Origin of the sequence: Streptomyces sp. PU-14G, from assembly GCF_041028275.1 — a bacterium.
Lineage (GTDB): Bacteria > Actinomycetota > Actinomycetes > Streptomycetales > Streptomycetaceae > Streptomyces.
The window spans coordinates 1-10777 of the sequence record NZ_JASKYT010000228.1; the positions used below are offsets into that span (position 1 = coordinate 1).

Annotated in this window: 6 protein-coding genes; 4 read left to right on the forward strand and 2 right to left on the reverse strand. The window is 70.8% G+C overall.

Translation table 11 applies throughout. The features are described from left to right. Positions 1 to 142 precede the first annotated feature (142 nt). Positions 143 to 994, forward strand: coding sequence for an HAD family hydrolase (locus AB8Z75_RS23430; RefSeq protein ID WP_369205101.1), 852 nt, complete (start codon positions 143 to 145; stop codon positions 992 to 994). A gap of 463 nt (positions 995 to 1457) precedes the next feature. Here the strand turns inward: AB8Z75_RS23430 and AB8Z75_RS23435 are convergent, their stop codons facing one another. Continuing rightward, the gene (locus tag AB8Z75_RS23435) at positions 1458 to 2321 is read right to left on the reverse strand and encodes an oxidoreductase (RefSeq protein ID WP_369205103.1); all 864 of its coding nucleotides are present in this window, start codon (positions 2319 to 2321) and stop codon (positions 1458 to 1460) included. Between the two features lie 106 nt (positions 2322 to 2427). Here AB8Z75_RS23435 and AB8Z75_RS23440 point away from each other — a divergent pair, with 106 nt between their 5' ends. After that, positions 2428 to 3444: an ATP-binding protein gene (locus AB8Z75_RS23440; RefSeq protein WP_369205105.1), complete on the forward strand. Its 1017-nt coding sequence runs from the start codon at positions 2428 to 2430 to the stop codon at positions 3442 to 3444. Between the two features lie 372 nt (positions 3445 to 3816). Here the strand turns inward: AB8Z75_RS23440 and AB8Z75_RS23445 are convergent, their stop codons facing one another. Then, positions 3817 to 5058, reverse strand: a complete 1242-nt coding sequence (locus tag AB8Z75_RS23445) for a hypothetical protein (RefSeq protein ID WP_369205107.1) — start codon at positions 5056 to 5058, stop codon at positions 3817 to 3819. A gap of 600 nt (positions 5059 to 5658) precedes the next feature. Between AB8Z75_RS23445 and AB8Z75_RS23450 the strand changes: the two genes are divergently transcribed. Together AB8Z75_RS23450 and acs are read left to right on the forward strand one after the other, a co-directional pair. Then, entirely contained in the window at positions 5659 to 8352 is a 2694-nt protein-coding gene (locus AB8Z75_RS23450; RefSeq protein ID WP_369205109.1) for a SulP family inorganic anion transporter, read from the forward strand. 165 nt (positions 8353 to 8517) lie between these two features. After that, positions 8518 to 10485: an acetate--CoA ligase gene (gene acs, locus AB8Z75_RS23455; RefSeq protein ID WP_369205111.1), complete on the forward strand. Its 1968-nt coding sequence runs from the start codon at positions 8518 to 8520 to the stop codon at positions 10483 to 10485. Positions 10486 to 10777: the final 292 nt, after the last annotated feature.

Consider the following 10777-nt stretch of genomic DNA (forward strand, 5'->3'; position numbering starts at 1 on the left):
GGTCGTCTCCACGGCCGACTCGGGGGGGSASGAGTCGGGCCGGGTTAGCACGGTCGCGAACGATCCGTGACTTCCATGGTGTACCCGAGAGCCTTCTCAGGCAAACCCACGCGCCCCAGCTTACGCCGAATGGTGGGCGCCTATGCTCGGTGGCGTGGAAAATCTCGCGTTGCCCCGCACAGCCGCGTTCTTCGACCTGGACAAGACGGTCATTGCGAAGTCGAGCACGCTCACGTTCGGCAAGTCCTTCTATCAAGGTGGCCTGATCAATCGCCGCGCAGTGCTGCGGACCGCTTACGCGCAGTTCGTATATCTCCTCGGCGGCGCCGACCACGACCAGATGGAGCGGATGCGCGAGTACCTCTCGGCTCTCGCCCGCGGCTGGGACGTCGAGCAGGTCAAAGAGATCGTCGCCGAGACCATCCACGACCTGATCGACCCCATCATCTACGACGAGGCCGCCTCCCTCATCGAGAAACACCACCTGGCAGGCCGGGACGTGGTCATCGTCTCGACCTCGGGCGCCGAGGTCGTCGAACCGATCGGCCGGATGATCGGCGCCGACCGAGTGGTCGCCACGCGGATGGTCGTGGAGGAGGGCCGCTTCACGGGGGAGATCGAGTACTACGCCTACGGCCCCACCAAGGCCGAGGCCATGCGCGAGCTGGCCGCCTCGGAGGGGTACGACCTGGCACGCTGCTACGCCTACAGCGACTCGGCCACGGACCTGCCCATGCTCGAGGCAGTGGGTCATCCGCACGCCGTCAACCCGGACCGGGCGCTGCGCAAAGAGGCCCTCGTACGGGAGTGGCCGGTGCTGACGTTCTCCCGGCCGGTCCGGCTCAAGCAGCGCATCCCCTCCTTGTCGATGCCGTCGCGGCCGGCGCTGGCACTGACGGCTGTCGCGGTCGGAGCCGCGGCCGCGACGGCCGGGTTCGTCTGGCTCAACAACCGGCGTCAGGTCCCACGCCGCCCGCGCTTCCGCGTCTTTTGAACCCCTGGCCCTCCGGCGGGCGCCAACTCGCGCCCCGCCTCCACCGCATTGTCTGTATTGCCCGGTTCGTTGCGTATAGCCGTAGTTGACACGGAAAGTAAATTTCTGCGCAGAAGGGTTCCGGTCCCCCTCCACCGGGGGTACAAAGGAGACAACGGCCCGCGAGACCAGCGGCATCCGAGAGGATCCCGTTCAGCTCAAGGCCCCACGGACCGGATGCATGAATACCGGGAACCCACGCGACGCACAGCCCGCGACGGGGCAGGTCCCACCAGGGAAGGGCAAAGTACCCCCCTGATGTTCGGACACATATGTGGAGCACGCTCTGGTAACCCGGTGGACATGCCAGCGGTGGCCCCSCCGAGGCGGGGCCCCACCGCCCTGTCGTCAGGAACGCCGGGAACCCCGACGGCCACGGCCGGCGCCCCGCCGTGGGCACCGGCCCCGGCCCCGGCATCGACTGTCAGGCCGCTCCGCGCTGCATCGCCTCGCAGACGGCCGTGCTCTCCCTTACGCCCAGTTCGACGGCGCGTCCACAGTGTGTGATCCACGCGGTCATCCCTTCGGGTGTTCCTGAGGCGTAACCCGACAGAGCCGCGCGGTAGGCGTCGCGGCCCAGCTCCGCGTGGCCCACCTCGGCCGGGCAGATGGCCTTCGGGTCGAGTCCGCTGCCGACCAGCACGATCCGCTCGGCGGCGCGGGCGACGGCTCCGTTGCAGGAGCCGAAGGGGCACAGGGTCTGCAGTTCGCCGTGCACCACGGCGGCCAGGACGAGCGCCGGCACGGAGGTAGTGCCGGTGACGAGCTGAGCCAGGCCGTCCAACCGGGCGGCGACCTCGTCCGCGCCGGGCAGCTCCAGGCCGATCTCGGGCCCTTCCACCGGCTCTCCCGGCCGGCGGGGCCGCCCGACGCTGTCGTCCGGCGCCGCACCGGAGGCCGCCACCAGGTGCAGCCGGGCGAGGACGCGCAGCGGTGACTGCTGCCAGATGTCGAGCAGCTGCCCGGCCTCCGCCGTCACCCGCAGCGCCGCACCGACGGTGCGGGCTTCGTCCTCGGTGCCGAAGTCGCTACGGCGTCGCACCTCTTCCAGCGCCCAGTCGGCGCCCTCCACCGCGGCGGAGGCACGGGCTCCGCGCAAGGCCGCCTCCGCGCTCACCTCGCTGCTGCGGCGGCGCATGATCCGGTGTCCGTAGACGCGGTCCACCGAGGACCGCACGGAGTCCACGGCTTCGGGAACGCCCGGCAGCACGGCGAGAGGGGCGAGCGGATCGGCGGCAGGGGCCCCGGGCGCCGGGGCGCGGCCGTTGGAGCCGGCGGTGCTACTCATGCGTACGACCCTACGCACCCGGCCGGGCGGCCCAACCCCACGATCGAGTGGTCTTCTTCACTCACGTCTCCCGGAGCGGTACCCCCGCCGCCTTACGCTGTTGAACATGAAGATCGCTTTCGTAGGGAAGGGCGGCAGCGGCAAGACGACACTGTCCTCGCTGTTCATCCGCCACCTCGCCTTCCGCGGCACGCCCGTCGTCGCCGTCGACGCCGACATCAACCAGCACCTGGGCGCCGCCCTGGGGCTCGACGACGAGGAGACGGCAGCGCTGCCGGCGCTCGGGGCCCATCTGCCGCTCATCAAGGAACACCTGCGCGGCAGCAACCCGCGGATCGCGTCCGCCGAAACGATGATCAAGACGACGCCGCCCGGAGAAGGCTCCCGACTGCTGCGGCTGCAGGAGGACAACCCGATCTACGACGCCTGTGCGCGAGAGGTCGCGCTGGACGGGGCACGGATCCGGCTCCTGGCCACAGGGCCCTTCACCGAATCCGACCTGGGGGTGGCCTGCTACCACTCCAAGACGGGCGCGGTGGAGCTGCTGCTGAACCACCTGGTGGACGGCCGCGAGGAATGCATGGTCGTCGACATGACGGCCGGCAGTGACTCCTTCGCCTCGGGGATGTTCACCCGCTTCGACATGACCTTCCTCGTCGCCGAACCGACGCGCAAGGGCGTCTCCGTGTACCGCCAGTACAAGGAGTACGCGCGGGACTACGACGTGCCGCTCAAGGTCGTCGGCAACAAGGTGCAAGGAGAGGACGACCTCGACTTCCTGCGCCAGGAAGTGGGCGAGGACCTGCTGGCGACCGTGGGCCACTCGGACTGGGTGCGCGCCATGGAGAAGGGCCGCCCCCGCCCCTTCACGGAGCTGGAAGAGGCCAACTCGCGCTCTCTCCACAGTCTCTTCCAGGCGGTGGACGCCGTCTACGACACCCGGGACTGGGGGCGGTACACGCGTCAGATGGTGCACTTCCACCTGCGCAACGCCGAGAGCTGGGGGAACGCGAAGACGGGCGCCGATCTCGCCGCGCAGGTGGACCCGTCCTTCGTGCTGGGCGAACAGCGGCAGGAAGCAGCCGTGCCGCAGCCGACACAGACCGCGCCGCAGCCCGCCTGACGGGCCGCCCCGCGGCGCCCTACGCCCGCGACCGCCTCGACTCGCCTCCCTGGCCGCGGGCCCGCCACTCGTGCGGCCACGTACGACCCACGTACGACCCGCGCGCAGGCCGTCCACATCGGTGGATCTCCGCTCCGTCACCGCGGGGCGCAGCGGAGATCCGCCTCCTCCCTGCCGATCCAGTCACCGGCCGGGGTTCGCCCTGAGAGCCGGCCCGGGCCCCGTACTGTCACCCGGCCCGGGCCCACCCCATGCCCCGGCCGGGGCCGTCCTGTCACCCAGCCCGCGAGACCGTCCGTCACCCGACCCGCGAGACCGTCCTGTCACCCGGCCCGGGGACCGTCCTGTCACCCGGCCCGCGGGGCGGACCCGTCAGCCGGCCCGGGCCGCCGTCGCGCTCGGGCGGAGGAAGGAACGCCATCCTCCGGCGGGTTTCTCTCCCACCTCAAGGGTGCGCAACTTCGCCAGCAGGCGGGGGTCCTGTGCGTCCAGCCAGTCGGCGAGTTGACGGAAGGAGACGCAGCGGACGCCCTCCTTGCGGCAGACCGTCTTCATGACCTCTTCCACGGCGTCCATGTAGATGCCGCCGTTCCAGTCCTCGAAGTGGTTACCAATGATCATCGGTGCGCGGTTGCCGTTGTAGGCACGCTCGAAGCCCTGGAGGAGCCCGTCGCGCATCTGGCGCTTCCAGGCCGGTCGCTTCGAGACCGGCCCATCGACCGTCCCGGACTGGTTGGCGAGGAAGTTGTAGTCCATCGACAGAGTCTCGAACTCCCTCCCGGGCACGGGGACCTGCTGGAGGGGCAGGTCCCACAGGCCCTGGCGCTTGTCCGGCCAGACCTGGGTACCGTTGCCGCTCGAGTCGTAGCGGAAGCCCATCTGGCTCGCCGCCTTCAGCAGGTTCTCCTGGCCCTCCAGGCAGGGGGTACGGCCGCCGACCAGCTCCCGGGTGTAGTCGAAGGGCAGCGGTTTGGCCGCCTCGAAGCCGGTGGTCGTCTTCCAGTGTTCGACGAACCAGCGCGCCTGCTTGATCTCGCTCTTCCACTGGTCGACGGACCAGGAATCCACCCCGCTCGGGCCGCAGAAGTGGCCGTTGAAGTGGGTTCCGATCTCGCTGCCGTCCAGCCAGGCCTTGCGGACCTGCTTGAGCGTGGCCCGGACGTTCTTGTCCTTGAGATAGCCGATGTCGGAGGCTCCGGCGGCGTGTCCGGGCGGGGAGTAACGTTTCGCCTCGTCCTCCGGCAGCGTGTAGATACCGCTGAGGAAGTAGGTCTGCGCCGCCCCGTACTTCTTTCCCGCCTTACGGAAGCGGGAGAAGAGCTTCTTGCTGTCCTCTCCGGCGCCGTCCCAGGAGAAGACGACGAACTGCGGGGGCTTCTGGCCGGGCTTCAGCTTCTGCGGCGTGGGCTGGAACGGCTGGCGCCCCGTCAGCGACGTCGACCCGTCCCCCAGCAACTGGACCTTGCTCTGCGGATTTGCCTTCGGCGCCCCGCCCGGTGCCTCCTCGGTTCGCTCAGGGCCGTTGCCGTCCGAGCATCCGGCAGCCGCCAGGGACAGTGCCAGCGTCGCCAGGACCGCGGTGGTGAGAGCGGGTCGTCTTCGCGTGGCTGCCATCGGGCTCACCTCGTCCTCTCGCCTTGTCTCGTCGGTCACCGGGCGCGACCGGCGTCGTCGCCATGCGTGACAAAAGTGCCATGAGACGTTAATCAGACAAATAGGACAAGCGGCTTTTTCAGCGGCTTTCACTCGATGGGTGGAACACGGGCCGCCAGAGCCCACTCCGCGCTTCGCCAAGGCTTTACTTGGGATTACATTTCATTTACTTCCACTTGGGAGAAGCCAGAAGGTCTCGCGCCGCACCGGCCTCCCCCGCCGCATCGCCACCACTGACGCGGCGTCACCCACCGGTCACCACCGCCCCGGGCACGACCGAACCAGGCACCGCCGACCCGGCCAGCACCAAGCCCCGCACCGCCGACCCGGCCAGCACCAAGCCCCGCACCATCAAGTCCCGCACCACCAAGCCTCGCACCATCAAGCGGGCCAGCACCCAGCCGGGCACCACCAACCCCGGCAGCACCGGCGCCGGCGGGGATCACCGTCGGCTCGCCCCACCGGTCGGGCCACCGCGCCCGGCGGCGGAGACCCGTCCCTCGCCCCACCGCTCGCGCTGCGCGGCTTCCGGCCGCGCGGCCCTCATCGAGAGGAGGCTCGATGTCTCACCGCACCCCTTCGTGGAGCGGCCCCTGCGGCCACTCGAAGCGCTCCACCGCACGTCAGCACTGGTCGGCGGACCTGTCCGCCTCCCTCACGGTCTTCCTGATCGCGCTGCCGCTCTCCCTTGGGATCGCGCTGGCCGCCGGAGCCCCGCTCCAGGCAGGGCTGGTGGCCGGCGCGGTCGGCGGGCTGGTCTGCGGCCGTCTCGGCGGCGCACCCTTGCAGATCACCGGCCCGGCGGCAGGGCTGACGGTGATCACGGCCGACCTCATCCAGACGTACGGCTGGCGGGCCACCTGTGCCCTCACGATCGTGGCGGGGCTCGTGCAGATCGGGCTCGGCTTCCTGCGGGTCGCGCGCTCCGCGCTCGCCGTGAGCCCCGCGATCGTGCACGGCATGCTGGCAGGTATCGGGGTCACCATCGCCCTGGCGCAGCTCCACGTCATGCTCGGCGGCGATCCGGACAGTTCGCCGCTCACCAACGCGCGCCACCTGCCCGCACTGGTCGCGTCCCTCCAGCCGGCCGCCCTGTCCGTCAGTGTGCTGACCATCGTCGTGCTGCTGGCGTGGCCGCGGCTGAAGACGCACGGCGGCCCGCTCGGAGCCGTCGCCGGGAGAGTGCCGGCGGCGCTGGCCGCCGTCGGGTCGGCCACACTCGCCGCCACGCTGGGGAACATGCGGCTGCCCCGCGTCGACCTGCCGTCCTGGAGCGCCCACGCCCTTCCCCGGCTGCCCGAGGGCTCGCTGCTCGGGCTGGGGGCTGCGGTGGTGACACTCACTCTGGTGGCCACCGTGCAGGGCCTGTTGTCGGCCGTCGCCGCCGACAAGCTCGCGGCGGCGCGCCCGGCTCGAGAGCGCGTACCCCGCAGCGATCTGGACCGGGAGCTGCGGGCCCACGGGATCGCCAACATGTTCTCGGGTGCGCTGGGCGGGCTGCCGGTCACAGGGGTCGCGGTGCGCAGTTCCGCGAACGTCGCGGCAGGTGCCGTGAGCCGGCGCTCCGCGCTGTTGCAGGGCACGTGGCTCCTGCTCGCCGCGGGGCTCCTGGTCGGGGTGCTGGAGCTGATCCCGCTTCCCGCGCTGGGCGCGCTCGTGATGGTCGTCGGCGTCCGGATGGTCAATCCGGTCCACATCCGGACGGTGACCAAGCACCGCGAGGCACTGGTCTTCGGTGTCACGGCGGTCACCGTGGTGCTGTGGGGGGTGTTGGAGGGCGTGGGGGTCGGCATCGCGGTGGCGGTGGCCGTCGCACTGCACCGGCTGGCACGGACACGCATCGTCGTCGAACGGGTCGAGACGGACGAACCGCGTTCCGGGGAGCCCGGCGTCGCTGCCGCGCTCGGCCACGGCGACGGAGACGTCCGCGCCACGGTGACCCGGCGCGGCGACCCGCGGTCGAACATGCGTCAGGAGGCTCAGCCGGACGGGCGAGGCGGCGCGTACCGGATCGGCGTGCAGGGCCAGTTGACGTTCTTGGCGGTGCCACGGTTGAGCCGTGCTCTGGCTCAGGTGCCCGAGGGAGCGAAGGCGAGTGTCGAGCTGAAGGGATCGTTCATGGACCACGCGGCGTTCGAGGCGCTGGAGGACTGGCGGGCCGCGCACACGGCGTCCGGCGGCGAGGCCGAACTGAGAGGGCGGGCCGGCCAGGAGCTCGCGGAACTCCCGGCCGAGCACACGTGCCGGCCGTGGACGCCCTGGCGAAACCACCAGTGCACGCGGCCGTCGGCCGAGGAGGGCCAGGAGAGCGGTGCGAGGGAGGCAACCCGGCCCGAGCCGGGTGCCGGGAGCGCGACGCGCGGGGACGGCCCACCGGGCGACGACGACTTCGCCTCCCCGGGAGGCCCTGACGGCCGCTCCGCCCCCGCGGCCGATCCGGGCGGTGCGTCCTCGCTGCGGGGCCAGTTGCTCGGCGGGGTGCGCAACTTCCAGCGGTCCACGGCTCCACTCGTACGGGAGGAGCTCGCGCGGTTGGCGAGGGAGGGGCAGCGGCCTTCACAGCTCTTTCTCACCTGTGCCGACTCCCGGGTGGTCACCAGCATGATCACCTCCAGTGGCCCCGGAGACCTGTTCACCGTCCGCAACATCGGCAACCTGGTGCCGCCTCCGGGCGAGCAGGGCGGTGACGAGTCGGTGGCCGCGGCGATCGAGTACGCGGTCGAGGTGCTGGGGGTGTCGTCGGTGACCGTGTGCGGGCATTCGGGCTGCGGCGCCATGCAGGCCCTGCACCGCGAGGAGTCCGCCGCCCTGGCGACGGCCGGGACGCCGCTCGCTCGCTGGCTGCGGCACGGGCGCCCCGGCCTGGAGCGGTTCCGGGCGGCCCACGACGGCGCCGCCGGGGACACCGCACTGCCCGGCTTGGCCGACCGGGCGGTGGCTGACGAGCTCGAAGCTCTCTGTCTGGTCAATATCGTGCAGCAGTTGGAGCACCTGGCCGCGCACGAGTGTGTCGCCCGGCGGCTGCGTGAGGGAGCGCTGGAGCTGCACGGCATGTACTTCCACGTCGGTGAGGCACAGGCGTATGTGTTGGAGGGTCAGCGAGACGGCACACCGGGCCGCGTCTTCACCGCCGTCGAGGCCGGCTCACCCGGCCCTGGCATCTCCGCGTCGCCATCCGGTGCGACGGTCGGCGCTGCGGTCGGTGCGGCGGTCTCCCCCTCGTGTTCCGCTCTCCAACCCGTCCGCCGGGGATAGCAGCGGCGACATCTGACAGGTCTACACCAATTTCGGCGACGGCCCTTGTCATGGAGGTGGCGCGGCTGATGAGCTATGGACCGGGAAACAGCGCACACCCCCGGGAAAGGGAGATGCCGTGAGCAACGAAAGCCTGGCCAGTCTGCTCAAGGAGGAGGGAGAAAAATGAGCGAGCATTCTTCCCTCTCCAACCTGCTCAAGGAAGAGCGGAGGTTCGCCCCGCCCGCCGACCTTGCCGCACAGGCCAATGTCACCGCCGCGGCGTACGAGCAGGCGCGGGCCGACCGGCTGGGTTTCTGGGCCGAGCAGGCGCGCCGCCTGAGCTGGGGCACCGAGCCGACCGAGACGCTCGACTGGTCGAATCCGCCGTTCGCCAAGTGGTTCAAGGACGGCAAGCTCAACGTCGCCTACAACTGCGTGGACCGCCACGTGGAGGCCGGTCACGGCGACCGGGTGGCCATCAACTTCGAGGGCGAGCCCGGCGACACGCGCACGCTCACCTACGCCGATCTCCAGCGGGAGGTCTCGCAGGCGGCGAACGCGCTGACGGAACTGGGCGTCGAGGCGGGCGACCGGGTGGCGATCTACCTGCCGATGATCCCGGAGACGGTGGTCGCGATGCTGGCGTGCGCCCGCATCGGCGCGCCGCACTCGGTGGTCTTCGGCGGCTTCTCGGCGGACGCGCTGGCGACCCGGATCGAGGACGCCGACGCGCGTGTCGTCATCACCTCCGACGGCGGCTACCGCAAGGGAGCGCCCTCCGCGCTCAAGCCCGCCGTCGACGAGGCGCTGACCCGTCCGGGCACCGAGAAGGTGCGCAACGTCCTCGTCGTGCGCAGGACCGGTCAGGAGGACATCTCCTGGACCGAGGGGCGGGACGTGTGGTGGCACGAGATCGTCGGCCGCCAGTCCGAGCAGCACACGCCGCAGGACTTCGACGCCGAGCACCCGCTGTTCATCCTCTACACCTCCGGCACCACGGGTAAGCCGAAGGGCATCCTGCACACCACCGGTGGCTATCTGACGCAGGTCGCCTACACCCACCACGCGGTCTTCGACCTCAAGCCGGAGAGCGACGTGTTCTGGTGCACCGCCGACGTCGGCTGGGTGACCGGGCACTCGTACATCGTCTACGGCCCGCTGGCCAACGGCGCGACGGAGGTGCTGTACGAGGGCACTCCGGACTCGCCGCACAAGGGCCGCTGGTGGGAGATCGTGCAGAAGTACGGCGTCACGATCCTCTACACGGCACCGACCGCGATCCGCGCCTGCATGAAGTGGGGCGACGACATCCCGGCGAAGTTCGACCTGTCGTCGCTGCGCATCCTCGGTTCGGTGGGCGAGCCCATCAACCCGGAGGCGTGGATGTGGTATCGGCACCACATCGGGGCCGACCGTACGCCGGTGGTCGACACCTGGTGGCAGACCGAGACCGGCGGCATCATGGTCAGCCCGCTGCCCGGCGTCACGGAGACGAAGCCGGGCTCGGCACAGGTGCCGCTGCCGGGCATCGCCGCGACGGTCGTGGACGACGAGGCGAACGAGGTGTCCAACGGCTCCGGCGGCTACCTGGTGCTGACCGAGCCGTGGCCGTCGATGCTGCGCACGATCTGGGGCGACGACCAGCGGTTCCTGGACACCTACTGGTCGCGGTTCCAGGACAAGTACTTCGCCGGTGACGGCGCCAAGAAGGACGACGACGGCGACGTGTGGCTGCTGGGCCGGGTGGACGACGTGATGCTCGTCTCCGGGCACAACATCTCCACCACGGAGGTGGAGTCGGCGCTGGTCTCGCATCCGAAGGTCGCCGAAGCGGCGGTCGTCGGCGCCACCGACCCGCAGACGACCCAGGCGATCTGCGCGTTCGTCATCCTGCGGGGCGGCGCGGCCGAGGACGACGCACTGGTCGACGAGCTGCGCAACCATGTGGCCAAGCAGCTCGGCCCGATCGCCAAGCCGAAGCGGATCCTGCCGGTCGCCGAGCTTCCCAAGACCAGGTCGGGCAAGATCATGCGCCGTCTGCTGCGGGACGTCGCGGAGAACCGGACGCTGGGCGACACCCAGACGCTCACCGACTCCTCGGTGATGGATCTCATCCAGTCCAAGCTGCCGAGCGCGCCCAGCGAGGACTGACCGCCCGGTCCCCAGCGGCCCCGCACCGGTACCGAGCGGGTCCGCGCCCGTACCGCGCCGGGTCCGCACCCGTACCGAGCGGGTCCGCGCCCGTACCGAGCGAGGGGGCGGTCGGCAGCACGCCGGCCGCCCCCTCGCTCGTGTGGTTACCCTTGTGGGGGCGCGTAAAGAACGTGCCAAGAACGAGGGGCGAGCCGGGAAGTCTGGTCGGCACACACCGCAGGTGTGTCCGCGACCAGCCCTGGAGGCCCGGCCAGCATGACGCCGCCGACCCCGTCGACCCCGCCCACAC

Bases quoted from the DNA above. Each gene is read 5' to 3' on its own strand.
- AB8Z75_RS23435 (WP_369205103.1), bottom strand. From the start codon at position 2,321: ATGAGTAGCACCGCCGGCTCCAACGGCCGCGCCCCGGCGCCCGGGGCC.
- AB8Z75_RS23430 (WP_369205101.1), top strand. From the start codon at position 143: ATGCTCGGTGGCGTGGAAAATCTCGCGTTGCCCCGCACAGCCGCGTTC.
- AB8Z75_RS23445 (WP_369205107.1), bottom strand. From the start codon at position 5,058: ATGGCAGCCACGCGAAGACGACCCGCTCTCACCACCGCGGTCCTGGCG.
- acs (WP_369205111.1), top strand. From the start codon at position 8,518: ATGAGCGAGCATTCTTCCCTCTCCAACCTGCTCAAGGAAGAGCGGAGG.
- AB8Z75_RS23440 (WP_369205105.1), top strand. From the start codon at position 2,428: ATGAAGATCGCTTTCGTAGGGAAGGGCGGCAGCGGCAAGACGACACTG.
- AB8Z75_RS23450 (WP_369205109.1), top strand. From the start codon at position 5,659: ATGTCTCACCGCACCCCTTCGTGGAGCGGCCCCTGCGGCCACTCGAAG.